Source organism: Paracoccus litorisediminis (assembly GCF_009711205.1).
GTDB classification, from domain to species: domain Bacteria; phylum Pseudomonadota; class Alphaproteobacteria; order Rhodobacterales; family Rhodobacteraceae; genus Paracoccus; species Paracoccus litorisediminis.
This window is the reverse complement of sequence record NZ_WMIG01000001.1, coordinates 1-26,387: the sequence shown is the minus strand read 5'-3', so window position 1 is coordinate 26,387 and position 26,387 is coordinate 1. Positions and strand designations below refer to the sequence as shown.

23 protein-coding genes, 1 tRNA gene and 2 pseudogenes are annotated in these 26,387 nt (G+C 60.9%); 14 read left to right on the top strand and 12 right to left on the bottom strand.

Annotated features, from left to right (window positions below; genetic code table 11):
- Window positions 1-282: 282 nt before the first annotated feature.
- The gene (locus tag GL300_RS00115) at window positions 283-1,260 is read right to left on the bottom strand and encodes a formylglycine-generating enzyme family protein (RefSeq protein WP_155037560.1); all 978 of its coding nucleotides are present in this window, start codon (window positions 1,258-1,260) and stop codon (window positions 283-285) included.
- Between the two features lie 145 nt (window positions 1,261-1,405).
- The gene (locus tag GL300_RS00110; RefSeq protein WP_155037559.1) at window positions 1,406-2,179 is read right to left on the bottom strand and encodes a Bax inhibitor-1/YccA family protein; all 774 of its coding nucleotides are present in this window, start codon (window positions 2,177-2,179) and stop codon (window positions 1,406-1,408) included.
- Between the two features lie 422 nt (window positions 2,180-2,601).
- Here GL300_RS00110 and GL300_RS00105 point away from each other — a divergent pair, with 422 nt between their 5' ends.
- From GL300_RS00105 to GL300_RS00085, 5 genes are all read left to right on the top strand, one after another.
- Window positions 2,602-2,961 (top strand): helix-turn-helix domain-containing protein, encoded by a 360-nt coding sequence (locus GL300_RS00105; protein WP_155037558.1) that lies wholly within the window; start codon window positions 2,602-2,604, stop codon window positions 2,959-2,961.
- 84 nt (window positions 2,962-3,045) lie between these two features.
- Window positions 3,046-3,894: an inositol monophosphatase family protein gene (locus tag GL300_RS00100; RefSeq protein WP_155037557.1), complete on the top strand. Its 849-nt coding sequence runs from the start codon at window positions 3,046-3,048 to the stop codon at window positions 3,892-3,894.
- Between the two features lie 63 nt (window positions 3,895-3,957).
- Window positions 3,958-5,343 (top strand): magnesium transporter, encoded by a 1,386-nt coding sequence (mgtE, locus tag GL300_RS00095; protein ID WP_155037556.1) that lies wholly within the window; start codon window positions 3,958-3,960, stop codon window positions 5,341-5,343.
- A complete protein-coding gene (locus tag GL300_RS00090; RefSeq protein WP_155037555.1) occupies window positions 5,328-5,867 on the top strand; it encodes a 5-formyltetrahydrofolate cyclo-ligase in 540 nt (179 codons plus the stop codon). The genes mgtE and GL300_RS00090 overlap by 16 nt, the downstream gene beginning before the upstream one ends.
- Window positions 5,868-6,705: 838 nt before the next feature.
- On the top strand, window positions 6,706-8,238 hold the full coding sequence (locus GL300_RS00085) for a DegQ family serine endoprotease (protein ID WP_155037554.1): 1,533 nt from the start codon (window positions 6,706-6,708) through the stop codon (window positions 8,236-8,238).
- Between the two features lie 91 nt (window positions 8,239-8,329).
- Here GL300_RS00085 and GL300_RS00080 read toward each other — a convergent pair whose 3' ends face one another.
- Window positions 8,330-9,043: an invasion associated locus B family protein gene (locus GL300_RS00080; protein ID WP_155037553.1), complete on the bottom strand. Its 714-nt coding sequence runs from the start codon at window positions 9,041-9,043 to the stop codon at window positions 8,330-8,332.
- A 484-nt stretch (window positions 9,044-9,527) separates the two neighbouring features.
- On the opposite strand from GL300_RS00080, the gene GL300_RS00075 reads away from it, so the two are divergent.
- A complete protein-coding gene (locus GL300_RS00075) occupies window positions 9,528-11,102 on the top strand; it encodes a helicase HerA-like domain-containing protein (RefSeq protein WP_155037552.1) in 1,575 nt (524 codons plus the stop codon).
- On the opposite strand, the gene GL300_RS00070 is transcribed toward GL300_RS00075, so the two are convergent.
- On the bottom strand, window positions 11,065-11,409 hold the full coding sequence (locus tag GL300_RS00070) for a DUF6477 family protein (RefSeq protein WP_155037551.1): 345 nt from the start codon (window positions 11,407-11,409) through the stop codon (window positions 11,065-11,067). The genes GL300_RS00075 and GL300_RS00070 overlap by 38 nt on opposite strands.
- A gap of 206 nt (window positions 11,410-11,615) precedes the next feature.
- On the opposite strand from GL300_RS00070, the gene GL300_RS00065 reads away from it, so the two are divergent.
- The 5 genes from GL300_RS00065 (at window position 11,616) to GL300_RS00045 (ending at window position 15,368) form a co-directional block, all read left to right on the top strand.
- A complete protein-coding gene (locus GL300_RS00065) occupies window positions 11,616-12,827 on the top strand; it encodes a DUF6456 domain-containing protein (RefSeq protein WP_246195047.1) in 1,212 nt (403 codons plus the stop codon).
- 76 nt (window positions 12,828-12,903) lie between these two features.
- Window positions 12,904-13,650 carry a TerC family protein gene (locus GL300_RS00060; protein WP_155037550.1) on the top strand — a complete coding sequence of 249 codons (747 nt, stop codon included), beginning with the start codon at window positions 12,904-12,906 and terminating at the stop codon, window positions 13,648-13,650.
- A gap of 125 nt (window positions 13,651-13,775) precedes the next feature.
- The gene (gene lipA, locus GL300_RS00055) at window positions 13,776-14,711 is read left to right on the top strand and encodes a lipoyl synthase (protein WP_155038499.1); all 936 of its coding nucleotides are present in this window, start codon (window positions 13,776-13,778) and stop codon (window positions 14,709-14,711) included.
- 70 nt (window positions 14,712-14,781) lie between these two features.
- Window positions 14,782-15,009, top strand: coding sequence for a hypothetical protein (locus GL300_RS00050; RefSeq protein ID WP_155037549.1), 228 nt, complete (start codon window positions 14,782-14,784; stop codon window positions 15,007-15,009).
- Window positions 15,010-15,292: 283 nt separating this feature from the next.
- A tRNA-Ile gene (locus GL300_RS00045) sits at window positions 15,293-15,368 on the top strand.
- Between the two features lie 1,033 nt (window positions 15,369-16,401).
- Here the strand turns inward: GL300_RS00045 and GL300_RS00040 are convergent.
- The gene (locus GL300_RS00040; RefSeq protein WP_246195046.1) at window positions 16,402-17,244 is read right to left on the bottom strand and encodes a class I SAM-dependent methyltransferase; all 843 of its coding nucleotides are present in this window, start codon (window positions 17,242-17,244) and stop codon (window positions 16,402-16,404) included.
- Window positions 17,245-17,909: 665 nt separating this feature from the next.
- Between GL300_RS00040 and GL300_RS00035 the strand changes: the two genes are divergently transcribed.
- Complete coding sequence (locus GL300_RS00035) at window positions 17,910-18,488, top strand: Hint domain-containing protein (protein ID WP_343042897.1); 579 nt, start codon at window positions 17,910-17,912, stop codon at window positions 18,486-18,488.
- A 217-nt stretch (window positions 18,489-18,705) separates the two neighbouring features.
- Here GL300_RS00035 and GL300_RS00030 read toward each other — a convergent pair whose 3' ends face one another.
- Both GL300_RS00030 and GL300_RS00025 read right to left on the bottom strand, forming a co-directional pair.
- Complete coding sequence (locus GL300_RS00030) at window positions 18,706-19,767, bottom strand: extracellular catalytic domain type 1 short-chain-length polyhydroxyalkanoate depolymerase (RefSeq protein WP_155038497.1); 1,062 nt, start codon at window positions 19,765-19,767, stop codon at window positions 18,706-18,708.
- A gap of 25 nt (window positions 19,768-19,792) precedes the next feature.
- A complete protein-coding gene (locus GL300_RS00025) occupies window positions 19,793-20,203 on the bottom strand; it encodes a CopG family transcriptional regulator (protein ID WP_155037547.1) in 411 nt (136 codons plus the stop codon).
- A 200-nt stretch (window positions 20,204-20,403) separates the two neighbouring features.
- On the opposite strand from GL300_RS00025, the gene GL300_RS27020 reads away from it, so the two are divergent.
- Entirely contained in the window at window positions 20,404-20,532 is a 129-nt protein-coding gene (locus GL300_RS27020; protein ID WP_255524421.1) for a hypothetical protein, read from the top strand.
- 1,271 nt (window positions 20,533-21,803) lie between these two features.
- Here GL300_RS27020 and GL300_RS00020 read toward each other — a convergent pair.
- From GL300_RS00020 to GL300_RS00010, 5 genes and pseudogenes are all read right to left on the bottom strand, one after another.
- Window positions 21,804-22,880, bottom strand: a complete 1,077-nt coding sequence (locus GL300_RS00020) for an IS110 family RNA-guided transposase (protein ID WP_155037546.1) — start codon at window positions 22,878-22,880, stop codon at window positions 21,804-21,806.
- Between the two features lie 287 nt (window positions 22,881-23,167).
- Window positions 23,168-23,331 (bottom strand): annotated as a pseudogene (locus GL300_RS26565) (DDE-type integrase/transposase/recombinase); the annotation flags it as partial.
- A 92-nt stretch (window positions 23,332-23,423) separates the two neighbouring features.
- A pseudogene (locus GL300_RS27380) lies at window positions 23,424-23,537 on the bottom strand (DUF6634 family protein); the annotation flags it as partial.
- A gap of 28 nt (window positions 23,538-23,565) precedes the next feature.
- On the bottom strand, window positions 23,566-24,642 hold the full coding sequence (locus GL300_RS00015; protein ID WP_155037545.1) for an AAA family ATPase: 1,077 nt from the start codon (window positions 24,640-24,642) through the stop codon (window positions 23,566-23,568).
- A gap of 467 nt (window positions 24,643-25,109) precedes the next feature.
- A complete protein-coding gene (locus tag GL300_RS00010; protein ID WP_155037544.1) occupies window positions 25,110-25,730 on the bottom strand; it encodes a hypothetical protein in 621 nt (206 codons plus the stop codon).
- 235 nt (window positions 25,731-25,965) lie between these two features.
- Here GL300_RS00010 and GL300_RS00005 point away from each other — a divergent pair.
- Window positions 25,966-26,387: transposase (locus GL300_RS00005; RefSeq protein ID WP_246195045.1), on the top strand; the 422-nt coding region annotated here is incomplete at its 3' end.

Sequence of the window (26,387 nt, the reverse complement as noted above, 5' to 3'; positions counted from 1 at the left end):
ATCTGCAAAAGTCGGGGCGAACATAAACAGACAAATTATATTAATCACCCACTTTGGACGTGATTAATTAAAGGCAGGCCGGTTCTTGCCGAATTGCGGGTTTCTGCGGCGCAGAACCGCTAATTGCTTGGCAGTAAATATCGGCGCTGCACCTTTATTTTGCAGCCATGTCATTGAATATTCGCATCTAAACGGTCAATTGGTTGAGAATCGACTGCCAGCTGTACTTTGAATTTTTTTTGCTGGTGCAGATCAGGACAAATGGGTCGTTGCCGCCACGTCTCAGTTCGTCTTCATCCGGACCACGCAACGAAAGCTCATGTGGCTGGTCGAAGTATCGACTGCTTCCGCGTGGCGGGCGGCGGGGCGGTAGCGGCGGCAATAGTTTGGCGCGCAGAGATGTGAGCCCCCCTTGATCACGCGGCGAGGGATGCGAACAGTCGGCATCAATGGATCATAGCTGGCCTCGATTGCCGGGCCTCGGGGGTTTGAGGGGATGCAGCAGGACTTGGCGGCGTCAGGTTGATGCTGTGCGGAAAACCAGTCCTGCGTCCACTCCCAGCAGTTGCCGATCATGTCGTGCAGCCCAAAGCCATTGGCCGGAAACGCGGTGACCGGAGAGGTCCTTTCATAGCCATCCAACGCCAGATTCTGGGTCGGGAAATTGCCCTGCCAGATATTGGCCATCTGCTGACCGGCTGGCGTCAACTCATCGCCCCAGGCGAATTCGGCGTGATCCAACCCGCCGCGGGCGGCGAACTCCCATTCGGCTTCACTGGGCAGGTCCTTGCCAGTCCAGCGCGCGTAGGCCAATGCATCAGCATAAGCCACATGTACGACCGGATGATCGTCGAGGCCGTGGATATTGCTGCCCTTGCCATAGGGATGACGCCAGCCGGCACCTTGCGTGAAGTGCCACCATTGCGACCAGTCGCGCAGATCCGTGATGTCGGGGCGTGGGGCGAACACCAGTGATCCGGAGAAAAGCATCTCGGGTCGCGCGTTGGGATAGTGCCTTGGGTCGGGCTTGCGCTCGGCCATGGTCACATGGCCGGTGGCTTTAACAAAGCGTTTGAACTGCCCGTTGGTGACGGGGGTGGTGTCGATCCAGAAACCATCGACTTTGACCCTATGGGCGGGGGCTTCCTCGGGGTAGTGGTCGTTCGAGCCCATGACGAATGTCCCGCCCGGTATCCATGTCATGTTGCGCAGACGGCGCTCGGCCTTGGCCCGAGAGGCGGCTGGGATTCGGTCGTCCATCACATGATCCTGCCTGCAAATTGCGCGGGCATCTTGTCGTCATCTTCGCGGGCTTGGCAATCGCAGGGCCCCACGACTTCCAAATGCCAAAACAAAAAGGCCAGGCATGCGCCTGGCCTTTGGTCGTTTCTGGGTGAGCGAGTGATTACTCGCGGTTGCCCATGAATTGCAGCAGGAACATGAACAGGTTCAGGAAGTCCAGGTACAGTTGCAGCGCGCCCATGATGGCGGCCTTGCCTAGGAAATCGCGATCCGAGTTCGCCATTTGCAGGTAGGTGTTCTTGATGTTTTGCGTATCGAAGGCGGTCAGGCCAGCGAAGATCAGAACACCCAGGCCCGAAATCGCAAACTGCATCGCGCTGGATTTCAGGAAGATGTTGACGATCGAGGCCACGATCAGGCCGATCACGCCCATCATCAGGAAGGTGCCGAAGCCCGACAGATCCCTCTTGGTCGTGTAGCCGTAAAGCGACAGGCCCGCGAAGGCAATGGCGGTGACAAGGAAGGTCTGGACGATCGAGAACGAGGTATAGACGGCAAAGATCCAGCTGATCGAGACGCCCATCATCGCGGCGAAGACGTAGAACATTGTCGTCGCGCCCTGAACCGACAGGCGGTTCAGCGCCGCGCCAAAGGCAAAGACCATCAGCAGGGGGGCGAACATCACCACCCATTTCAGGGGCGTATTGTAAAGGAGGTTGCCGAACTCAGTAAGATACTGACCATTCCCCATTGGGCGAAACCCAGTCGCCACATCTGTCAGGGCAAGTCCCGCTATCCCCCAAGCCGCACCGGCAGTCACCAGCATGCCCACGGCCATCAGGCCGTAGACCTTGTTCATATAGGCACGCAGCCCTTCATCCACGGCAGCCGAGCGCGTCGCGGTCCCGGCCGTGCGGATCGAGTTGTAATCTTGCATGGGTACTCCCCGGTCGAAAATCGCGGTGCGGCCAAGCTGGCCCACCATCGCCTCTAATATTGGCAGGAACGGGTGAATTTTCAATGATCCACGTCCCGGATGCAGCCCGAATCCGGGTAAAATTACGTGAAGTGGCCCCGACTTGTGCGATCCGGCGATCTGAACGGCTTGGTTCAGAATCGCCAGCGGATTTTCGCGCAATGGATGCAGACTTAGCTTTTGGGACAACCGAATGCTTTTCCTGTATTCATGCAAGTTCTACGATGCCATATTCCTGCTAAGGTGCGGGGGGGGATTGCAAAATCGGGTATGCAGTGGTGACCTGACGGAAGAATTATCTTTTTCGTCAGGTAGACAGGGTTGCTACTCGATACTTGTCACCCCTTGGTATAGCGCCCCAATAGATTGAGTGAGGTGTTACCATGAAGCATAATGTCGATGTCCATGTCGGAAAGCGCATCCGGCATCGCCGCTGGATGATCGGAATGACCCAGCAACAGCTGGCCGAAAAGGTGGGCATCAAATTCCAGCAGATCCAGAAATACGAAACCGGAATGAACCGGGTTTCGGCCTCGCGCCTGTGGGATATCGCTCAGGCGGTGGACGTGCCGGTCAGCTTCTTCTTTGAGGGGCTTGAAGACGGTCAGACCCAGCACGCGGTCGAGGGCGACATCCTTGCCGACAAAGAAGCTCTGCAGCTGGTTCGGGCCTATTACGCCATGCCCGAGGCGCAGCGTCGCCAGATCTTTGAGCTGGCGCGGGTGCTGTCCGACGCGGCCTGAATCCGGCTGAAGCGACGTCACGGGGTTCCGCTTTTGGCGCTCCCCCGCTAATCCTGCCAGAGAAGCAGGTTTACGGGGACAGTGATGGGACAGGAACAGCAAGCGATCAGTGCAGGGGGCAGCACGCTTCCGGCCGAGACGGTCGAGGCCATCATCGCCACGGCCCACAGGCTGGCGGATGCCGCCCGGATCGAAACCTTGCGGCTGTTTCGCAGTCCCGAGCTTAGTCCCCTGAACAAGGCCGCCACCGGTTTCGACCCGGTGACCGAGGCCGATCGTGCGAGCGAGCGCGCCATGCGCGCCATTCTGGGGGCAGAACGTCCCGACGATGCCATCCTTGGCGAGGAATACGGCCCCAGCCCCGGAACCAGCGGGCTGACATGGGTCCTTGACCCCATTGACGGCACGCGGGCCTTCATGGCTGGCGCGCCCAGCTGGGGTGTGCTGATCGGAGTCACCGACGGGCAGGGGCCGATCTATGGCATCGTCGATCAGCCACATCTGGGCGAACGGTTCGAGGGTGGCTTTGGCCGCGCGCTGCTGACCGGGCGTCAGGACAGCACGCCGCTTGGCGCGCGGCGCGGTGTCGCTCTTGCGCAGGCCACGCTGATGAGCACCTATCCCGAGGTTGGCAGCCCCGATGAACACAAGGCCTTCCAGCGCGTCGCCACACAGGCGCGGCTGGTGCGGTACGGTTTGGACTGCTACGCCTATGCGCTGCTTGCGGCGGGTCATGTCGATCTGGTGATCGAGGCCGGGCTGCAATCCTATGATGTTGTGGCCCCGATTGCGGTCGTTCAGGCTGCGGGCGGCGTCGTCACTGACTGGAATGGCGGCCCCGCGCATCAGGGCGGCCGGATCATCGCTGCCGGTTCGCCCGAACTGCATGCCGAGGCGCTGGAACTTCTGCAGGCGCAACTCTCGGCCGATTGAGGCTTTGCCGCACTGCGGCTAAGGTGCGCTCAAGCCTGAATATCCCGAGAAGAGGAGCCAGCCATGATCGAAAAGCGTGACGCCCAATCAGACTCCTCGGACGACGAATTCCAACTGAGCCAGCACGATCTGGACGCGGTCAACCGCGCCATCGATGAGGGCGACGGCAACGCCCTTGATGCCGTGCTGGAGCCGGTCCACGCCGCCGACATTGCCGACATGATCGAGCAACTGACCCCGCCACGGCGGCGTCAGTTCCTTGATCTGTATTCGGGCGAGATCGACGGCGACATCCTGTCCGAGATCGACGAATCCGTCCGCGATGAGGTGATCGAGCAGCTGCCACGCGAGGTGCTGGCCGAGGCCGTGCGCGAGATGGACAGCGACGATGTCGTCGACCTGATCGAGGACATGGAGGCGCCCGAGCAGCAGGCGATCCTTGCCGCGCTGGACGAATCCGACCGGGTCGCGGTCGAACAGTCGCTGACCTATCCCGAATATTCCGCCGGCCGTCTGATGCAGTCCGAGGTGGTCACCGCCCCCGAGCATTGGACCGTGGGTGAGACCATCGATTTCCTGCGGCAGGAAGACTGGCTGCCTGACCAGTTCTATCACGTCATCCTTGTCGATCCGCGCCGCCATCCGGTCGGCTATGTCACCTTGGGCAAGCTTTTGTCCTCGCGCCGCCATATCGCGCTGCGCGACATCACCGAGGACAGCTTCCGCACCATCTCGGCCCGTCAGGATGAGGGCGACGTCGCCTATGCCTTCAACAAGTATCACCTGATCTCGGCTCCGGTGGTCGACGACCATGACCGGCTGGTCGGTGTCATCACCATCGACGACGCCATGGCGGTGCTGGACGAGGAGCACGAGGAAGACTTCCTGCGCATGGCCCGCGTCTCGGACGAAAGCCACGTTTCGGACGGGCCGCTGGAAACCGCGCGGCAGCGACTGCCGTGGCTGGTGGTGAACCTGTTCACGGCCTCGCTGTCGGCGCTGGTGATCTCGCGCTTCGAGGCGACGCTGGCGCAGCTGGTGATCCTTGCGGCGCTGATGCCGATCGTCGCCTCGACCGGCGGGATTGCCGGGACGCAATCGCTGGCCGTGGCGGTCCGGGCGCTGGCCACGCGTGAGCTGACCGGGGCCAACGCCAAGCGCGTCGTTCTGCGCGAATTGCTGGCGGGCCTGCTGAACGGCGTCGGGCTGGCGGTGATCCTGACTTTGGCCGGGGGCCTGATCCTTGGCGACTTCCGCATCGGCATGGTGCTGGGCATGGCGATGATCGCCAATCAGGTTGTCGCGGCAATGGGCGGCGTGCTGGTGCCGCTGACCCTGAACAAGCTGGGGCTGGACCCGGCGCTGTCCTCGGGGACATTCGTGACCACGATGACCGACATGATGGGGTTCTTTGCTTTCCTCGGCCTTGCCTCATGGGTGCTGATATGAAGGCCGAGCTGCGCCGGGCTGCGCTGGCCGCACGTGGGGCAGGCGGTGACGCTGTCGCGCTGACCCGCAACCTGATCGCCGTTCTCGCAGCGCATCGCGGCGAGGTCCTGTCCGGCTACTGGCCGATGCGCGATGAGGCCGATCCCCGCCCGGCCATGAAGCAGCATGACGGCCCGGTCTGCTTGCCGGTGGTGACCGGCCCGGCCCGACCGCTGGTCTTTCGGCTGTATGACGGGCGGTTGGATTCCGGCGGCTTTGGCACCAGCCACCCGCCCGAGGACGCGCCCGAGATGCAGCCTCAGGTCCTGATCGTGCCGCTGGCGGGTTTTGACCGCGCCGGGCATCGCCTTGGCTATGGCGGCGGTTATTACGATCGAACGCTGCGCGCATTGCGCGATCAGGGGCCGGTTACGGCCATCGGCTTCGCCTATGCCGTGCAAGAGATTCGCGCGATTCCCGCCGAGCCGACCGATGAGCCGTTGGATTTCATCGTCACCGACCGCGAAATCCTGCGTTTCGGCTGAAAAAATCACGCTGGCTCAGGCTTTGCTATCGCAGCTTGTGGATTGTGGGCAGAGTTGTGGAAAACTTTCCGTCCCTTGCGGGAAGCTGGCCGAAGAACGGGATTTTTCGCCGCTTGCTCAGGTTTCACATGTTTTGGCCCAAGGCGTGACGAATCCCCAAAGGGGTGACGCAGCGCTTCCTGTCAACGCTTTAGACCGCGCCGATATGAAATAAATCCGTTGAAAAGTGATGTATTACACGGCAGTTTGTGTCCACCGAAGGGCGGGCCACCAGATCTGGTGCAAGATCGGGCCCGACCGGAAAACAACAAAGGTGACTGGTCTGTCGGCGTGACCGGGCTGCTTGCCGGTTCCGCTCCGTTCGGGCTGGCGGTCGGGGAGGGCTGACTAAGCCGATAGCGAAAGAATTCTTGATCCCTTTACGGGAGGGCAAGAAAAGTCGGGCGGCAGGCGCCGGGGTGTGGTGGCTCCGACGCAGACCGCGCAGCGGCACGCCAAACCGGACGTAACGATCCGGACGCGCCGCAAGGATGGCGACCCGCAAAGGGGCGCCCCGGCGTCGAGCAAGGCAAGACATGCCAACCCAAGCGTTCCGCCAGACCGGCCATCGCAGGGACAGTAGAGAAACTGGGCGACCCGTCTTCGGTGGGTCGCCTTTTTCATGTTCGCAACGGAACCTGGATAAGCTGATCACGCTTGACCCCTATCGCCGCCACAAGTCACGATCAGTTCATTCCTTGCGAGCGTGGTTCATTTGCAACGGACCTGAAAACATCATTGAAAGTGAGCATATTGCCAGGGCGACGCACAGGCGCTCGGTATCGAAGGAGACACCTCAATGAAGACCCTCTTGCCACGCAAATTTCTGACCGTTTCAAGCCTCGCGTTGTTGGTGGGTATGTCCGCCGCCTTCGCCCAGGCGCCTGCGACGCCCCAGGCCGCTGCCGCCCAGGACGCCGCCAATGAGAACAAGCCGCTGGTCGCACCTGAAAGCCCCGCCCGCAAGCAGCAGGTGATGCCTGAATCCTTTGCGGATCTGGTTGAGCAGGTCAGCCCGGCGGTCGTGAACATCACCACCACCGCGACCGTCTCGTCGCCGATCGCCGGCGGGCCGCAGCTTCCCGAAGGCAGCCCTTTCTCGGATCTGTTCCGCGAATTCGGCTTCCCCGGCTTCCCGCAGGGCCAGGGCGGTCCGCAGGCCGAACAGCGTTCGAATGCGCTGGGTTCTGGCTTTGTTGTCTCGGCTGACGGTCTGATCGTCACCAACAACCACGTCATCGAGGGCGCGGACGAGATCGAGGTCGAGTTCTTCTCGGGCAAGACGTTGCCGGCCAAGGTCATCGGCAAGGACGACAAGACCGACATCGCGGTGCTGCGCGTGGAAAGCAAGGAACCCTTGCCCTTCGTCAAGTTCGGCGACAGCGACCATTCCCGCGTTGGCGACTGGGTGCTGGCACTGGGGAACCCGCTGGGGCAGGGCTTTTCGGCCTCGACCGGGATCGTCTCGGCCCGTAACCGGGCGCTGTCGGGCACTTATGACGACTTCATCCAGACCGACACCGCGATCAACCGCGGCAACTCGGGCGGGCCGCTGTTCAACATGGATGGCGAAGTCATCGGCGTGAACACCGCGATCCTGTCGCCCAATGGCGGCTCGATCGGGATCGGCTTCTCGATGGCGTCTAACGTGGTCAGCAAGGTCGTCCAGCAGCTGGAAGAATTCGGCGAGACCCGCCGCGGCTGGCTGGGCGTCAAGATCCAGCCGGTGACCGAAGATATTGCCGAATCGCTGGGCCTGGCCGATGCCAAGGGCGCGATGGTCACCGATGTTCCGACCGGTCCGGCTTTGGACGCGGGCATGAAGGCGGGCGATGTGATCACCAGCTTTGCCGGTGGCGAAGTGAAGGACCCGCGCGATCTGGTGCGCCGCGTGGCCGACGCGCCGGTGGGCGAGGCCGTCGATGTCGTTGTTCAGCGCGATGGCAAGGCGGTTGACCTGAAAATCACGCTGGGTCGGCGCGAGCTGGCCGAGGGTGGCGATGCAGCCAAGTCGGGCAAGTCCGGCGACGAATCGCCCTCGAAGGTGATGGGCATGTCGGTGGTCGAACTGACGCCCGCGCTTGCTGCGGAAATCGGTATTCCCGGCGATTCGCAGGGGCTTGTCGTGCGCGATGTCGATCCCGAAGGCGCTGCCGCCGACAAGGGTCTGGCACCGGGCGATCTGATCACCGAGGCGGGTCAGCAGCCCGTGGCCTCGATGGCCGATTTCACCGCCCGTATCGACGAGGCCAAGAAGGCCGGTCGCAAATCGATCCTGCTGATGGTCCGCCGCGAGGGCGAGCCGCGCTTTGTGGCGCTGCCGATCAGCTAAGGCATCTGGCGGGCGGCCCTTTCCGGGCCGCCATCGCCGCATGAAAAAGGGGCGCCGAAATGGCGCCCCTTTGCAATTCCGGAACCGACAATCAGGGTTTGGGCGCGGCGGCGGGCTGGGTGACGCCCTTGTTCGCCTCGATCAGAGCGTCAAGACCCTTGGTGATCCCCGACAGCGACAGGTTCAGGCTGACCTGCTGGCCCTTCTGCGCGCCGAACGGCACCAGAGAGACGGTCGCCTTGTTGCCCTTTTTCAGCGGCGCAAGGTCGGCATCGGTCATGCCGATACGCGAGATGCAGCCAACAGGGGCGCACAGCATAAAGGGATAGCGGGCGGCCTTGCCCGAATCGACTTGCAGGGCGATGCCTTGCTGCAGATCGGTTTCCAGCGGCGCAACGAAGGTCACGACGGCCTGAACCTCACCGGTCATCGGGAGGATCGAGGTTTCCGCCACCGAGGCGCCGTTCTGGTCCTTGAGCAGCTGGTACAGCTCGCACGGGTCCTTGCCGTCCTCGGTCTTCATGCAGCGCAGGGTCCAGTCGCCGAAGGTCTCTTTGGCATAGGGCTGGCCGACCTTGGTTTCGCCGGTGGCCGGTGCCGCCGCAGCGGGGGCAGCAGCAGGTGCAGCGGCGGGGGCTTCTGCCGCAGGGGCAGGCGCGGCCGGGGCGGCAGCTGCCGGGGCAGGGGTCGCAGGCGTTTCGGCTGCGGCAGCCGGTGCGGGGGTTTCTTGCGCCATCGCGCCTCCGGCGGTGCCGGCGATGGCGAAGATGGCGGCGATCAGCGCCGCGGACGTCCTGTTGGCCATGGTACTCTTCCTTTGGTCCAAGTTATGGCCATGCTCCTACCATGCGCCCGATCCGTTGTCAGGACGGATCGCTTGGCGCAGGCTCAACTTTGCGTATCGGTTTCATGGAGATTCGCGGGGCATGAGGGGCGTGGAATATAAAAAGGGCCCGAGTGCTTTTGCAGCGCCCGGACCCCCATCGCTTCCCTTCCCTGCCGGACTAGCCGGTCTTCATTGCGCAGAAAGCTAGAGGCCACCACTGGACCCGTCAACTGTCCTATTCGTCAGCTTGCAGTATGGTGATTACACGCAGAAGATGAATATTCGACTGGACTCAATGCCGGAAAAAAGAACCGCGCCCGAGGGCGCGGCAGTCCAACAGGGAGGAAAGCCGGGGAGGGATATGAACCCGACTCCTCGGCATAACTACACTGGCACAAAAAGGTTTCAGTTGTATTCTCCTTTTGTATTACACGGATGATTTTTTGCACTTCCGAGGGAAAGAATGACTGAAATCGTCGATCTGGATGCCGGGACCGTCTTTGTCGGAGGAGGTGCCGAAAACTATGCCATCCCCCAGCAATTGCTGATGAAATATGCCAATCGCCACGGGCTGATTGCGGGTGCGACCGGCACCGGAAAGACTGTGACGCTGCAGACATTGGCCGAGTCTTTTTCTCGGGCCGGCGTTCCGGTCTTCATGGCCGATGTGAAAGGCGATCTGGCCGGGATTTCGCAGGCGGGCAGGGCAGATGGGCCATTGGCCGAATCTTTCGGCAAGCGGGCGACGCAAATCGGGATCACACTGGATTACCAGTCCTTTCCCGTGACTTTCTGGGACATTTGGGGAGAGCGCGGTCATCCCGTTCGCACCACTCTGGCCGAGATGGGCCCGCTGCTGTTGTCGCGGCTGATGGGCCTGACCGACGCGCAGGAAGGCGTCCTGAACATCGCCTTCCGGGTCGCCGACGAAGAGGGGCTGGCGCTGCTGGACATGAAGGACCTGCAATCCATGCTGGTCTGGGTCGGGCAGAATGCCAAGGACCTCAGCCTGAAATACGGCAATGTCTCGACCGCCTCGGTCGGGGCAATCCAGCGCGCCCTGCTGGTGCTGGAGAATGAGGGCGGCACCTTCCTGTTCGGGGAACCGGCTCTGGAACTGTCGGACATGATGCGGCTGGATGCCTCAGGCAAGGGGGTGGTCAACATCCTGTCGGCCGAGCGGCTGATGAACTCGCCCCGGCTGTATGCGACGTTCCTGCTGTGGCTGATGTCTGAGCTGTTCGAGCAACTTCCCGAAGTAGGCGACCCCGACAAACCGCGCATCGCATTCTTCTTTGATGAGGCGCATCTGCTGTTCGACGATGCACCGCCCGCGCTGATCGCCAAGATCGAGCAGGTGGCACGGCTGATCCGATCGAAAGGTGTCAGCCTTTGGTTCATCAGCCAGAACCCGGCGGATCTGCCGGAATCGGTGTTGGGACAGCTGGGGAACCGGGTGCAGCATGCCTTGCGTGCCTTTACCGCCAAGGATCAAAAGGCCCTGCGTCTGGCCGCCGAAAACTACCGCGCGAACCCGGCCTTTGACACTGCCGAGGCCATTCAGGCGGTCGGTACTGGCGAAGCGGTGACCTCGCTGCTGGAGACCAAGGGGGTTCCGGGCATGGTGCAGCGCACGCTGATCCGTCCGCCTCTGGCCCAGCTTGGCCCGATTCCCGACGACGCGCGGGCGGCGATGATCGCGGCCTCGCCGATGGGGCTGAAATACGGCAAGACGCTGGACCGTGAATCGGCCTCCGAACTGCTGGCCAAGCGGGCCGAGAAAGCCACCGAGGAACTGGCCACGTCGGACGCCAAGGAAAGCGACGCGGATCTGTGGAAGGTCGAGCCCGAGCACAAACGGGGCAGGCGTTACGATCCCGCGATCCAGATCCGCGATGAGGAAAAACCTGCACCGCGTGCCTCGAACCGCGACAGCATCGCCTCGGCCTTTGGCAAAAGCTTGGCGCGGCAGTTGGGCACCCGCACCGGGCAGGCGCTGGTCAGGGGCGTGCTGGGATCGCTGTTCCGGGGTAAGTGACGGCGGCGGGAACCAGCAGCGCCATTTCGGCCAGAATGGCGATCATCACAAGAACATGGCGTTGCAGGTCGTAATCGGCCTGCGCGTCAAGTCTGGCCGCGTTCAGCTGCGCTTCTTCGGCGCGTAGCCGAGCCAGCGCGGCCTCGGGCGAAGGCAACTCATCGCATTTCAGCAGGCGCGGCAACTCGCGCTTGCGGTTGAAGGACGCGGCGCCAATACGGGCGGCTCGCACCAGAAGGCGCGGGCGGCGCAGCGCGGTCTGCTGCGGACGCGGCTGGAACTGGATCACGTTCGGCATCATCGTCATGGCAATTTCTCCTGCACTTGGCACAACCAGTTATTCGCAACCATAACGTGTGTTGCGTCGTGGCGAGGTGCTGCGTGCGGCGTGGCAAGAATTCTTTAGGAAATGTTAGGAAATATTCAATTGTCAGGCCGGAGATGGCCACTGGCGACATGAATCAAAACAACCAATAGGCGAGCTTTCGCCGGCTCGTCCCCGCACATGAAGGATTGACCATGACCATCCAGACGGGAGATTTGACCCTTGGTGCCGTTCCGGCGGGGATGCCTTCTGCCCTGCAAGCGGCTTTGGTCAATCCCATCCAGACCAGCGCCCTGCACCTGCCTGCGACCCCGGGCGCGTTGCCCAAGACGGCCGAGGACGGCGACCTTGGTCTTTACCTGCGACATGTCGAGGGCGGCGAATCCATCCGTTCACTGGCGCGCGAACTGGGCTGCCACGCCTCGACCATCCTGCGCCGTATTCGCCGCTTCGAAGCCCGCCGCGACGATCCGCTGGTCGATCAGGGGGTCGAACGGGTGGCCCACGCACCCGATACCGGAGCTGCGCCGCTTGCTCTGGGGCGGACGGGGATGAACCAGATCTCTCGGATCCTGCGCCGTCTCGCCGAGCCGGGCGCGCAATTGGTTGTGGCCGAAGGTATGGAAAAGGCAATCGTCGTGCGCGACGAGATCCGCACCGCCATCCTTGATCGCGAGCTGGCCGAACATATGGCGATCCGCGCCTGGGTGCAGCTGACCGGGCAGGGCAAGGTCTGCCGCTACACGATTTCGGGGCAGGGGCGCGAGGTGCTGCGCGGGCTGGTCGCCTCGCGCCGGGCGGCGGCTATGCCGCAAGAGCCGGACTTTGCCGATGCCTCGCCCGTCGATGAGATGGCGGGCTGCGCCGAGGAAGCTGCCCCCTTCAGCCACGCCGACCAGCACCGGGTCTGGGAAGAGCGCGAAATCACCGATCCCGAGGATGGCCGCCGTCGCCGCACGCGCGTCAATCTGGCCGAAAGCCCGCTGCTGATGCTGGCCCGCCGCCGCGAGGCCGATGGCCGCCCCTTCCTGTCGCCCGAGTTGATCGCTGCAGGGGAACGTCTGCGCGAGGATTTCGAACTGGCCCAGATGGGGCCGCGCGTCACCCAGAACTGGGACGGTTTCCTCACCGCCGGGATCGACGTGTCGCGCAATGGTGCAGGCTATGGCGGCGGGTCGGAAAACGCCCGAAACCGGGTCGCGGCGGCGCTGCGCGAGCTGGGGCCGGGGCTTGGCGACATGTGTTTGCGCGTTTGCTGTTTCCTTGAAGGCATCGAGATGACCGAGCGTCGTCTGGGCTGGTCGGCGCGCTCCGGCAAGATCGTCCTGCGCCTCGCCCTGATGCGGCTTGAGCGCCACTATCAGGAAACTTACGGCTCGGGCGCGCCCCTGATCGGCTGAAACCGACCGGCGGCGGGTTGTTCTGGAACGAGGCAATGCACAACTAGGGCCCCGGAAACAAACAACCGGAAGGACCATGGAAAGCATTTTAGCCCTCGTTCAGGACCCCGCAGCGTGGGTCGCCCTTGCCACTCTGGTGGTGATGGAAGTCGTTCTGGGCATCGACAATTTGATCTTCATTTCGATCCTGACCAATAAATTGCCCGAGCATCAGCGCGAACGCGCCCGCAAGATCGGCATTGGTCTGGCGCTGATCATGCGCCTTGGCCTGCTGGCGACGGTGGCATGGATCGTGCGGCTGACCGAACCGGTCTTCACCGTCCTTGGCAATGAATTGTCCTGGAAGGACCTGATCCTGATCGCCGGCGGCCTGTTCCTGGTCTGGAAGGCGACCAAGGAAATTCACCACCATGTCGATCCCACCGACCATGAAGACACGCTGGTCGGCGCGGCGGTGGCGACCTTTGGCGGTGTCATCGTGCAGATCCTGGTCCTTGATCTGGTCTTCTCGATCGACAGCATCATCACCGCCGTCGGCATGACGCCGCATGTGCAGATCATGATCGTGGCTGTCGTCTCGGCCGTGCTGGTCATGCTGCTGGCCGCAAACCCTCTGGCCCGCTTCATCGAGCGTAACCCGACCATCGTGATGCTGGCTCTGTCGTTCCTGCTGCTGATCGGCACGACCCTGATCGCAGAGGGCTTCGGCGTCCACGTGCCTAAAGGCTACATCTACGCCGCCATGGCGTTCTCGGCGCTGGTCGAGGCGCTGAACATGGTGGCGCGGAATGCCCGCCTGCGCGCCAAGGCCCGCAACGGCTAACCAAAGCGGCGCGCGGGTCAGTCCCGCGCGTCGGACATGGCAGGCCCGGCGTTGCGTTCGCCCGAACGACGCGGTATCTCTGCGCCAACCGTGACCGAAAGGACAGAACCTTGCGCGATCTTCGGATGCCCGACCAGCGCCATCCTGAAAAGGCCCACCGGCCCGATCAGGCCCAGCCAAAGAAACCCTCGTGGATCCGTGTGAAGGCCCCGACCTCGGAAGGTTACAAGCAGACCCGCGACATCATGCGCGAGAACCGCCTGTCCACCGTCTGCGAGGAAGCCGGCTGCCCGAATGTCGGCGAATGCTGGAGCCAGGGTCACGCCACCATGATGATCATGGGCGAGATCTGTACCCGTGGCTGCACCTTCTGCAACGTCGCCACCGGCAAGCCGAACGCGCTGGACGTGTTCGAGCCGGGCCGCGTCGCCCATGCGGTGCAGAAGCTGGACCTGAAGCATGTCGTGCTGACCTCGGTCGATCGCGACGATCTGGATGATGGCGGTGCGGATCACTTCGCCCAGACCATCCGTGCGATTCGCCACCGCTCGCCGGGTTCCACCATCGAGGTGCTGACCCCGGACTTCCTGAAATCCAAGCCCGGTGCGCTGGAAACCGTGGTCGAGGCGCGTCCCGACGTGTTCAACCATAATCTGGAAACCGTGCCCGGTCTTTATCCCACGGTGCGTCCCGGCGCGCGCTATTTCCACTCGCTGCGGCTGCTGCAGAAGGTCAAGGAACTCGACCCTGCGATGTTCACCAAATCGGGCATCATGGTCGGTCTGGGTGAGGATCGGCAGGGCGTCTTGCAGGTCATGGATGACATGCGCGCGGCGGATATCGATTTCATCACCATTGGCCAATATCTACAGCCTTCGCCGAAGCACCATCACGTGGACCGTTTCGTCACCCCCGAGGAATTCGCGGGCTACGAAAAATCAGCCTATGGCAAAGGCTTTCTGATGGTGTCCGCAACCCCGCTCACGCGGTCCTCATACCACGCCGGCGACGATTTCGCCCGACTGCGCGAGGCTCGTCTGAAAAAGCTCGGCCGCGCCTGAGGGTTTGATTGGCCCCTTGCAGAAGCTTGCGCAGAGTGGCTGAGTTCAAGCGGCAACGTGGAGATGCTGCGTGTTTTATGCCCGTGATAAGGCATTAAATACGCTTATCTCTGCGATTGTTAATCGTGACGGGCAATTAAAGGTTTTCCAGCGCGACTTGGCTGATATTCCCGATGGCTATCGCAGACTGCGCGATGTTTGCTTGAGCGAGACAAAAGCATCTGCCCGAGATCCAGGCTTCCAAGTTGGTGCAAGTTTATGCCGGTTGGATATCTGGTATGGGCCTGACCTATTGTAAATTAAATATAGATAGTTATTTAAATGCAGCTAAATCAATTGACGACCGGAGTGATTTTATCATTTTCACTCGATTGATGGTGTGAAAAGTTGGCCAATTTTCCTGTTTGCATCTTTATGCTTTAATATGCTGAAGTTTGTGATTTTATGTTATTTTTTGCAGCATCATTGAGTTCTAGTTTTGGTAAATTTATGTGGAAGATGTTGATTTTGTAAATTGCTTTAAAAATGATAGAATGAAGGCTTGACCTGCTCAGCAAAGCTATACTATCTGACGCGCGTACGGGCGCGTAGCTCAACGGTTAGAGCAGGGCGCTCATAACGCCTTGGTTGGGGGTTCGAATCCCTCCGCGCCTACCAAAATCATATTTTTCAGTTAAATTTCAGTATATTGGGCGACTTCGCGGCTCGCCGTGCAGAACGGTTCGGCTGAGTTTTCCCCCGATCGGGGCAGGAGAGCGGCCTTTTTGTCGTGGAAACAACCAGTCCTTCGCGGAGTGTCGTTTCGGTATGGCGTTGCGCTTCCGCGGGACGAATGTTCTGCCATTGGTATGATTTCATCTGCGACGGCGCTCGCCCTAGCGGGATTACACGCGCAAGCGTTGCGCTAACCACCTTCGAAGCACTCCCTCAGGCCCGCCACATTACGCCTTTCGTGCATGTTTTTTCCGCGGGTGGTGATTTTTTCGAACACTCAGGCTACTCCAGTTTGAGTCACAATGAGCCCACCAATTTAGCGAATGTTCGGTCCTGAGTCTGGGTGTTTGTTGTCAACGCCGATCATAGCTTCCCAAAAGTAACGAGATAAAGTTCCCCATTTTCAGGCTTGGGTGATCAGCCGTGTAGGTGATCGTTCCTAGTGCTTTTTGGCGGCCGTTTGAGGCGTTCTCGCGGCAGCGGCGCAATGAGAAGCCGTATGACTCAGGCTACACCCTGATGTGCCTGACTGTCGAAGGCGACAGTGCGGATCGCCGGGACAAGGTCGAACCACATCAGCGCCGCAAGCAGGAAAATCCGGAGTCGTTCGTTCCGATCCTAAACAATCTAGGTGGTGACGCGTTCGTTTAGACGATCCCCGTTCCGGTGAAGGCGGAATCCCCGACGGTTGGTGGAGCCGCGGCACCTGCGGTCCCGCCCGCCCGCACTGGGGATGCAGAGCGGCCTGAAAGAACTGGTGGCGGGGGTGCGGAGGCACAGCGATGGGTGAAGAGGATAAGGCGAGAAACACTTGCGCGAATGTCCCGAACGCTGCCTCGCAGCAAGGGCAGAGGTCGGTCGATCGCGATGGGCTGCCGCTCGCTGCCGGCATGGCTGGACGGACAGCAGGCCAGTGTTGCGCCGCGGCTAGATTCGGAACCCATTCAGGACAATCAAGGATTGGATGGCAATGGGATCAGTTCTTGCGCGCCGCAATCAGAAGCATCATCGGGCGCTCCAGCTCTTCGGCAAGCGAAGGCATGGCCCTGATTTGCTCTGGGGTGGGTGCGAACTCTCCGATTTTTCGCAGCGTAAAGCCCGCGCTGATCAGCGTATTGAGTGTCGTAGCCAGCGTCCGATGCTGCTTTAGCACCCCTTTGGCGAACCAGTCGGTGCGGCGCTCGCCCTCGGATGAGTAGCCGTTCACCGGCCAGGTCTTGCGCCCATCTTCGTCCCGCAGCCAGTGTGGGTGTGCGGCAGCCATGAAGATCGGATGTTCGATGGTAAAGACCAGATCACCACAGGACGTCAGCGCGTTATGGATCATAGAAACCAACCGCCCGAAATCCTTGATATAGTGGAATGTCAGCGCACTGTAGACAAGATCAAACGCGGCATGCGGCAGTTCCAGGGTCTCCAGATCGGCGATGCGGTAGTCGATTGACGTATCCGCGGTGTCCGCCCGCGCACGCTCGATCATGTTCCGCGACAGATCCAGCCCAAGGACTGAGGCTGCGCCCTGCTCGCGGAACCATCGCGAGGCCCAGCCGAAGCCACAGCCAAGATCGGCCACGCGTCGGTCTTTAACATCCGGCAGTAGGGCACGAATGGCGGGCCATTCCGGGGCGCCGTTCAGCCCGTGCACCTGACGAGGCAGCTGGCTGTAGCCAGCAAAAAAATCGGGATTGTCGTAGATATTCTGTGCCATCTTCATCTCCGGAAGAAAAAGCGGGAAGACGAGGCTGGTTTGCCAAAGAACCTCGTCGCAGGGGCGAGGCAAAGGCTGGCAATCTTTGTGGTCAGGCCACTTGGTCGTCATCCCGTGATCCCGCCAACGGGATACCGGTCGACCGGGCGAAAATGTGGATATCCTTCTCGGCCATACAGCCTCTATCAGCCTTCAAGTCGCGGATGTCAAATTCAGCGTCGCTTTGAATGACCGCTTCGCGCGGTCGATACAATGCAGCATTCGTTGCCGTCGACCGGCGAGTATGGGCCGTGGATCGAGAGGTTCAGGCGACCGATGCCGGATCGGCGAGAGGGCTGGGCGCCATTGTTCCGAGGCCCAAAGCGAACACGCTATAATTCCGAATTGTTCAGATGATAGAGCTTTGTACTTTTAAGGACTTCGGAACCCGTCGGCCTGCGAGAGGGCTTGGCCCCTATCTGCCGGAAATTCCAGGAAAGCCGCCTCGTCGATCTAAAGGGTTGATCGGTCTCTGCGACCCGCATCGCATGCCTCTTGGCTAGAGAAGGTGCTCATCCTACGACCGATGACGTGCGCAACTGACCAAATGAAAATACAATGGGATGGACCGCTCCGGTGGGTACGCCCATCCGCGCGACCAGTTGTGCACCCAGATGAGCCAGATCTACCCCGTACTGTGCGACCAGCAGATCGAACTTCCGGTGAATAGTTTTCGTGCTGTCTAGCTCGCGAACTGCGCAGTTGTCCGCCGTGTCGCTTGGGCGGTCCGTGCGCCCATTACTGATACGACTGGGACGGACAACCAACTTATACGCGACGATGCCATTGTCCTCTTCACTCGTGGCACGCTGATAGCTACGGGCTTGCAGAAAGTCGAAGATCTGCTGGTAGGCGATCTCGTTGAGACGCTAGGTCCGCAGCCTAGCCGATGGATCGGATCGCGCAAATTCGAAGGAGTAGCTCTCCCTCTACGCCGTGAACATCGACCAATCAAAATTCCCGCAGGTGCCTTGGGCAAAAGGGTATCCGGAACAGGATCTGCTCGTCTCCGCCCAGCACCGCGCGCTGTCCTCACCGATTGCTCGACGAATGTTGGCCAGGAGGAGGTGATGGTACCGGCAAAGCACCTGATCGGATATGCTGGCATCGCCGTCGAGGCAGTGCCTGAAATCGAATATTTCCACTTCGTCCTGGATCATCACGTTTGGGCAAACGGGGCACTGACTGAACGCATCTTGGCAGGACCGATGGCATTAAGGGCGCACAGGGCTACGCAGTGCTATGAGATTGCACTGATTTTTCCAGATAACGAGATGCCGAAATTCACTCTGACACCAGCTCGGCGGATACTCTAGCGGTACGAGAATAGACAGGCTCCGCGACGCAACGAGAAGAATCGCAAGAGCCTCTGCGATGGGATAAGCAGATACGTCATCGGTGGGCACCGGTTGTGCGGGGCATCATTTCATTTGCAATCGGTTAAGGGTGGCATTCGGCTTTGGCAGCCGAGCATCCTGCCTGTGCTGGAAAGCACACGCCGCCAGCGGAAATGAACTGGCGGCACTGCTGTCCCTACGACCCCGCGCTTTCCTCCCCCAGGTTCAAAAAGAAGCGCACCATCTCGGCGCTTGCATTGGGGCCTTTCGGATCGGTGTAGGAACCGCCCGGCTCTCCACCGGACCAGGCATGCCCAAGACCCTCGACCTTCCAATACTCCAGCAGCATAGCGCCATCGCTGGTTGTTGTGGTTTCCCTGACAAAGCCGCGGCCATTTGTCTGGTCCGAAATCCTGTCCAGAAATGTCTGCTCGGGTCCAGCGGCGATGATATCGGCCGCGATCCGATCCGCATTTGAGCCGTGGACGGTGTGATCCGCGCTGCCCTGAAAGATGATGGTGGGCGTCGGGCGTCGATCACCCCTGCGAGCGGCGTTACCCACACTGCCTGCCATGGCTGCGAAGGCCGAAGGGACATCCCTTGCGATCCCCAACGGCAGTCCCGAATGCGCACCCACGGCGGCGAAGACATCGGCATATGTTTCACCAAGGATCACCGCCATTGCCGCCCCCGCTGACAATCCGGCGACGAAGGTCCGCGACGGTGGAACGTCGTGGCTTCGTGCAATCTCAGTGGCCAGACCGGCAAGGATCGCTGGCTCGCCTCTGCCGCGACGCTGGTCACCGGGGCTGAACCAGTTCCAGCAGGATTGGGCGTTGTCGCCACGCGATTGCTGCGGATAGACGACAATCAGCCGATGCTGCTCGGCCAGCGTGTTCATCCCAGTGCCCACCGCAAAATCAGCATGTGTCTGGGTGCATCCATGCAGCATCATGATCAACCCCGTCGCACCGTCCTTGGCGCTGGCCGGGATATAGATCAGATAGTCACGCCCACCTGCAGCGCAGGTAAAAGATCGGGCATCGAAGCGCGCGCCCGGAATCGGCCGTGCGGTTGGAGTGGTACTTGGCTTTTCCCGTAAGCGGGACAGCGCGGACAGCGGATTCTCCGCCGCAGTCCCGCTGCCCTCAGCGGCGAGACCATGCCGCGCGAGGGTGCGGCGCACGAGATCGTTGGCATTGCCGGGGCAGGCATCGGCAATCACCCGACGCAACGCGCCGAGGTCGAGTGGTTTCATGCTGCTGTTCCTTGGTTCAGGGTGGCTAATGGATACGGTCGGCAAGTGCTTTGCGGAGGTCGTCACTGGCTTGGAGCGCGCCCAGCACGGTGATCGAACCAATGGTTGCGGAGGCGAGTTCGGGCGTCACATCGGCTGCAATACGTGCCAGGCCGACGACGCTGATATGCAACATTTCTCCCTTGTCTCGCAGCGCCTGAAGCTCGGCGCGACTGACATGGCGCAGGCCAAGATCCATGGTGTTGCGCGCGATCGAGCGGGTCACGATCTCGCCATGACTGTCGATCTGATTGCGGATCGCGGTGCGGATGAAGTCGCTGCGGTTGGAATAGAACCCCTCCTGCACCAGAAGGTCGATCCGTCCCAGATCGACAAAACCCAGGTTCAGGGTGATCTTTTCGCTGTCTGCAGTCTTTGTGGGCGTCGTGGATGCCATGATTGCGCATATCCTTCCATATGGATGGTATATGGATGGTAATTGGATGAAATCAAGGAGAGATCGTTGCATCGTCCGGGCAACAGTCTCGCCACCGGGTTTCGCAGATCCGAAATCGAAGAAAACGGGTATCTATCCTCGCGCAAAGGTCTAGTCTGTCAAATCCGTCGACTTTCGGCGGCAGCTGGAGGAGCAGGCCAATGGCCAAGGGCATGGACAAGCGAAAACGCGACGAGAAGAAGCCCAAGGCGGTGAAACCCAAGGTGATCGCCGCCGCACCAAGCACCAAGGACAAGGTCGCCAATGCCGTTGCAGTAAAAAACAGATGACGGCATCCAACGAGCCTCCGGCAGAGAAGCCCGCTGCCCTCGTGGACAGCGAGACCCAGATCGTACGGGCAATTCTCACGAATTGCTCGGCGCTTGGCGTGGCGCCGGATGAGGCAAGGCGGATGGCCGCAAGGTCGATCATGAATCTGCGTCGGACAACAGGAACGGCATAGCGGGCTTTTCTGGGCACATCAGCTGGCCCCCGTGGCGGGCCAATAACTGACATCGCCAAGCTCCCGCGCCAGATCGGCACAATGAGATCCGGCGGTGGATCAAGCTGACCCGCCCGACACGCTGTGGCCGGGCCGGATCGAGGTCTATAATGTACTGGAATATGACCGTGACGGTCGCACGGACTACAACCGCGACCTATGTCGCGGGAGAGGTGCTCGCAACTCTGCTATGGCGACGTCATATCTGCCAGCGGCCTTCGGATACAGATCGCGCTGCTGGCGCTAGAAGCCCAAGCCGTTGGGCAATTCTTCTAGTGGATTGGTGCCTGACCACAATAGATGCCGGTCAGTATGAATGCGGCTTCATCATATGTAGCCTTCATGGCGACCTTGCGCCCTCGGTCGCACCAGTGGCAATCCCGATTACCTCCCTGCAGGCTTCGCGATCTTAAGTACAACGAAAGGGCCGAGTGAGCGTCACCGCTCATCCGGCCCTTGTCAAATTCTCTTCAAATTTAGACAGTTAACATTGAACTCGTTATCGTGGACCCTGTGCCGGCAGGACCCAATCCCTTTATGTAGGAGTTCACTCGAGAGCGGAAGTTGACTGATTAGTCAATGACCTGTCGAAACAGCCAACTTAATCCGGACTTCAAAGTGGCCAGAGTTTGGCTTTCCGCGCCACCATTGTGCCCAGGTCTCTGAGCCACTCCCGATCCTTGGACAGTTTCGGGAGGTGATTGAAGCTACTGCCTGCGCCTGCCGGTCGGTTTCGATGCTGTTGAAGCAGACCACGGCGGGTAGCTGCCTGCTATGGGCGGCGTGGGGCCGCTGGTGCTTGTAGAGTGAAGCTGCGAACGCCATCGGTCCGAGAGAGTGGCCGAAAAATCCAGCCGCTGATGGCAGACATGGCCCGAGATCCGATCTCGCAGACGTGCAGATAGATGCTAATATTTCAGGGACCGCTACAGGCGCTCGATGTAGACGTTGTCGATCCAGCGCCGCTTGCCATCCCTCGACATCCGCGTGCCGACCTGCTTCAGGCGATCAGTCCAGGCGAAGGACGTGAACTGCGAACCTTGGACGCCCTTCTAAGAGTCAAGCCGCGATTTGGCTTTGGTTGATCTCCCTATGCCGCCGCATGATGATGCCGAAGACTTCGCGGGCGATGTAGCGCTTAAGGCAGCGGATTGCCTCAAGCTTCGAGTTTCCCGCGGCAACACGCCGGGCGACGTAGGCTTGCGTGCGAGCGTCCAATCGAAGCCGCCCTATGGCGATGATGTGGATGGCGCTATTTGCAGCGCGATCGCCGCCTCGGTTCAACCTATGCCGAACCGATTTCCCCGAAGATGCCGGGATCGGGCTAACGCCGCACAATGCCGCGAAGCTCGCCTCGGATCTCAGCCGGTCGGGGTTGTCGCCCGCCGTCAGCAGCAACTGCGCAGCGCTGTTCAGACCGATCGCGGTTTGGGCCAGCAGCTCCGGCGCGAGATCTTGGACGATGGCCTCGATCATGTCGTCCAGATCGGCAATCTCGTCATGTAGTTCAAGATAACGCCGCGCCAAGGACTTGAGAGAGATGCGGTAGGCTTCCTCGACCTGGCGATACGCCGTGAGATCAGGTCGCCAGGCTGCGAGCGTGCGGATCAGCTGCATCCGCGTCATTGAGCGCAACGGATCCCGGATCTTGTCCGGTGCGCAAACGATGTTCATCTGGATCATCTGCAGGGCAATGCGGCGCGCTTGAACAGCGGTCTTGCGGCAAACCCTAAGGACACGCAGGCTTTCTACCATGCCGTCGCGGCTGCGCGGCGTCACGGTGTGCCGTTTCGCAAAGGCCGCGTGAGCCGCGCTTTCCGCGTCGAAATCGTCATTCTTGCCGCGCCGGCGACGGTCCAGTTTGTCAGGTGCGGTAACTTCCAGAATTTCGACACCCGCAGCCTGCATGTAGCGCAGCAACCCTGCGCCGTAGCTGCCAGAGCATTCGACCCCGACGCGCTGCAAATCGCCAAAGGATCTCATCCACGCCAGCATCAAGCGATATCCATGCCGGGTTGTCGGGAAGCTCTCGGTGCCGAGAACACGGTCGCAATGATCGACAACAGCGGCGACATGCAGATCCTTGTGCGTGTCGACGCCGCCGATGATGTGAGTTTCTGCCGGGTCTGCTGCCATCCGATTATCCTTTCCTGAGGCGCCCGTCTGTTTTTTGCTCCGAAGGATGCATGGACAGGACAGTCATGGGACCGAATGGTCATGCCCTTCTTGGGTCACGGTGCACCTTGGAGGCCAGGCCTCGCCGCAGGGCGTTCCCGGATGATCGACAGGTCCAGGGAAAGACACATGTTGGGTCGATCGGAGTGAGGGTCAGATCACACCGGGAAGCCTGCGGCACCAACCCAGCGAATGGTCGATCGGTGTTTGAGTCAAACCATCCGAGAACTGGCATCAATCGTATGACTGTCGGTGTTCATGATCTCGGGCGCGCCATAGCGGTGGATGGCGTCGTTCAGCGCCTCGACGCGAGACAGTTGGCTTCCGGCGTGTTCGATATGCGCCAAGCCAGCACCTTGCGGGTGAACAAGTCCATGATGACCACCAGATACAGAAATGAGCCATCGAGGCGCCATCGGTTCGAGCCCGGCGAATGCACCGCATTGGCAGATAACCTTGCCCCAGAGAACCATGCTGTGGGGGGCCAGGCATGAGGGGGCGCCAGCCATCAATAATCGGAGCGGTGACGAGGTCGCTTTCCGACGGACCGGTTTCGGCCGCGGCAATAGCGGCAAGCAGGCGATCGAACCGGTTACGCAGATAGGGATCGAGCTTCATTGTAGCGTATCTTCTTTTCTAAAGGCGATCAGTGTAGTAGCGGCGCATTCTCGAGATCGGCCGCGTCCTGCAGCATGCGGATCGCGGTGCGGAGACTGGGGTGGTGACGGCGCTGCAATGGCTGTGCCAGCACCTCGGCGATCGCCTCGATTGCCGGTTCGGAGAGCCTGCGACGCACGCCTTCGCGCCGAACGAAACCAGCCAGTTCGGCCTGCAATAGGTTGCGCAATTTCACTGGCGGACAGCGGCTCAGAAATGGCGCGGGCGGCAGGCGGTAATCGTTGCTGGTCAGCACCCAGAACACCCGACTCATATCGAACCGGACCTGGTAATAGGGGCAGCTCCAACGCCGGGCGGTGAGTAGCTCCAGCAGCGGCAGCAAGCCCTCGGGCAGGCCGAAGGCGAGACCCTTGTTGGAGGTGACCGGGCCGGCTTTATCGATCTCGTCCACCACCATCACCGGGTTGGCGATGCGGCTTTCGAGAATTGTGGCAATGAGGCGGCCGGGATGGGCGCTGCCCCAGCCCCGTTGTGAACCCACCACACCGAATGAGCCGTTCTCGCCCGTGGCCTCGATGACGCAGGTCGCAGTCGACAGGACCTCGCCAAGTCGCCGGGCAAAGTGGCTTTTGCCGATGCCCGGCGGGCCATCCGGCAGCAGGGGTGGCAGGCGCAGGCCGGGCCTACCCTCGCGGACCGAGCGGCGCATCTCCTGCCAGACGATCTCGGTGGCGGGGGCCATCCAGGGCATTTCCGCGTGCAGGGCAGCTGCTAACTGTTCGCTGTGGAGCTGGATCAGTCGCGCACCTTCGCGCAGCACCTCCAGCCGCTCGCGGTCGTCGCTTCGCAGGTGGCTCAGCCCAGAGGCGGCCTCGCGCAGTTCCAGCAGGCGCTTGACGCGGCGGCTGATCTTGCGCCGCTCGCGGTCACTCAGGGCAAGGGGACGGCAAGGCGCATGCTTATCATTCACGTCGCTTTCCGGGATTGGGGCCGAGATGTCGGCCACGCGCAACCTGCGCAATCGGGCGACCAAGCGGTCCTCGATCACGTGCTGGGTTTCATCAGGATCGAAGAACCGGGCTTCGATGAAGGGAATGCGGGTCATAGGGGTTCCTTGTCCGAATGCCGCGACGGTGCTTGACCAAGCGGACGGACCGTCGGCGACGTGTTGAAATCAGAAACCCGGGTTGGCGGAGGGGATGAAGCGGAGCGGCGCAGAGGTCAAGGGGACCGCGCTAAATGCAACGAGCGGCGCCGCTACGCCGCTCGTGTTCGGGCCAAAATCGGCAGTGATTTGAATTTATTCAGGAAACCGTGAGTCTGGCTTTCCAATGGTAGTTTTATGGTTGTCAAAAAGGAAGCAAACTCGGCCTAAAGGAAGTTTTATAGTGGCCGGAACAATCAGATGTGGAGACACGCGTAAAACTGCCATCGGTTCCAACAATTGCTGGGCCTCCTTCTGTCGATCGGCGGAAAAGGCTGCCACTAAACACGCATAAAACTGCCATCGAAAAATCAAAAAAAATGGCCGCGAGAGGCGGCGATGATCGAATTCCGGGGACTGTCAGCGGATCAGGGCGACCGAAGGCGAATCTCTTCGATGTCGAACCGCAATGCGCTGAAGCCGGATTCGCCGATAACGCGTCCGATTTTCTTAATCCCACCTTGGAAGATCGTCTGAAGCAGATGCCGCATCGGGATGCGCGCGCGCTTGGTGCATTGCGTCAGAGTTACCCAGTCGGCCGGCAAGTCGGTTATTTCCGGGGCTAGGGCATGAACACGGTCCAGCAACCGATCGAGTTCGCGCGCGTCGAAGCCGCACTTGTCCCGGGTATTCTCGCCGCTGGTGCGGTGGAGCGGGGTCAGCAGCCCAAGTTCGATCAGAAAGGTGGCGATGGGCCGTGTCGAATTGAGCAGGGCAGGCAGTTGAACAAATTGGACGGCTCGTTTCAGCGCGGCGGCTGCCTCACGGCCACCTTCGGCATCAACAAGCAGGATCGAATATGGCTTGTCCGCAGCTTCTGCCGTGATCAGGCCACGTTCGATCAGGACTTTGGACAAGGTCTGGCGGTGCACCCCGGTCTCAAGTGCAAGGGACTGCACCGAGTATTTGCAGCGCCGTTCGACAGGTCTTCCAAGAAGGCTGCGTCCAACACAGACATCCATGTTCTGCAGAATGTAATCCCGCAGCACCTGCTTGATCGGACCGTGATCACTGCGATCACCGGGCTCCAGTAGCCAGCGATGGAGTTGGCCAAATACGGTGAAATAGTTCTGCCCACCTTGGCCCCGTGCGAATGCCGATGTCTGCAGTTCTCCAAACGCGGCATGAAGGCCGCTCTCTGTCCGGCGTCAGGGCCTATGGGACAGATTTGGTTGATTGATGACGGGAGGGTTTCTGGCACATCGTAGCTTTCAAGGAGCGAAGATGAGCAAGAAACCCGTTGATCAGAAAGTCGCCGCCGATCGCGCGGTGAGAGACATTCGCCGTGCGACGCGAAAGGTTCATTCGGCCGAGGAAAAGATCCGGATCGTCCTGGCCGGTTTGCGCGGCGAGGACAGCATTGCCGAGCTGTGCCGGCGCGAGGGGATCGCCCAGAGCGTCTATTTCAGCTGGTCGAAGGAGTTCCTCGAGGCTGGGAAGAGGCGTCTGGCGGGAGACACCGCCCGGCAGGCCAACAGCGCCGAGGTGAAGGACCTGCGGGCCGAGGCCGCAGCGCTGAAAGAGGTCGTCGCGGATCTCACCCTTGAGAACCGATTGCTAAAAAACCGTCCCGGGCCGCTGCCCGCCTGTGCGCGGTATAAACAGCCTGTGCTATGCTACGCCCGAAGGGCAGATGCCGACTGCTT

Coding starts and splice junctions, on each gene's coding strand:
- GL300_RS00115 (WP_155037560.1), bottom strand. CDS start 1,260: ATGGACGACCGAATCCCAGCCGCCTCTCGGGCCAAGGCCGAGCGCCGT.
- GL300_RS00110 (WP_155037559.1), bottom strand. CDS start 2,179: ATGCAAGATTACAACTCGATCCGCACGGCCGGGACCGCGACGCGCTCG.
- GL300_RS00105 (WP_155037558.1), top strand. CDS start 2,602: ATGAAGCATAATGTCGATGTCCATGTCGGAAAGCGCATCCGGCATCGC.
- GL300_RS00100 (WP_155037557.1), top strand. CDS start 3,046: ATGGGACAGGAACAGCAAGCGATCAGTGCAGGGGGCAGCACGCTTCCG.
- mgtE (WP_155037556.1), top strand. CDS start 3,958: ATGATCGAAAAGCGTGACGCCCAATCAGACTCCTCGGACGACGAATTC.
- GL300_RS00090 (WP_155037555.1), top strand. CDS start 5,328: ATGGGTGCTGATATGAAGGCCGAGCTGCGCCGGGCTGCGCTGGCCGCA.
- GL300_RS00085 (WP_155037554.1), top strand. CDS start 6,706: ATGAAGACCCTCTTGCCACGCAAATTTCTGACCGTTTCAAGCCTCGCG.
- GL300_RS00080 (WP_155037553.1), bottom strand. CDS start 9,043: ATGGCCAACAGGACGTCCGCGGCGCTGATCGCCGCCATCTTCGCCATC.
- GL300_RS00075 (WP_155037552.1), top strand. CDS start 9,528: ATGACTGAAATCGTCGATCTGGATGCCGGGACCGTCTTTGTCGGAGGA.
- GL300_RS00070 (WP_155037551.1), bottom strand. CDS start 11,409: ATGACGATGATGCCGAACGTGATCCAGTTCCAGCCGCGTCCGCAGCAG.
- GL300_RS00060 (WP_155037550.1), top strand. CDS start 12,904: ATGGAAAGCATTTTAGCCCTCGTTCAGGACCCCGCAGCGTGGGTCGCC.
- lipA (WP_155038499.1), top strand. CDS start 13,776: ATGCCCGACCAGCGCCATCCTGAAAAGGCCCACCGGCCCGATCAGGCC.
- GL300_RS00040 (WP_246195046.1), bottom strand. CDS start 17,244: ATGACGACCAAGTGGCCTGACCACAAAGATTGCCAGCCTTTGCCTCGC.
- GL300_RS00030 (WP_155038497.1), bottom strand. CDS start 19,767: ATGAAACCACTCGACCTCGGCGCGTTGCGTCGGGTGATTGCCGATGCC.
- GL300_RS00025 (WP_155037547.1), bottom strand. CDS start 20,203: ATGGCATCCACGACGCCCACAAAGACTGCAGACAGCGAAAAGATCACC.
- GL300_RS27020 (WP_255524421.1), top strand. CDS start 20,404: ATGGCCAAGGGCATGGACAAGCGAAAACGCGACGAGAAGAAGCCCAAG.
- GL300_RS00020 (WP_155037546.1), bottom strand. CDS start 22,880: ATGGCAGCAGACCCGGCAGAAACTCACATCATCGGCGGCGTCGACACG.
- GL300_RS00015 (WP_155037545.1), bottom strand. CDS start 24,642: ATGACCCGCATTCCCTTCATCGAAGCCCGGTTCTTCGATCCTGATGAA.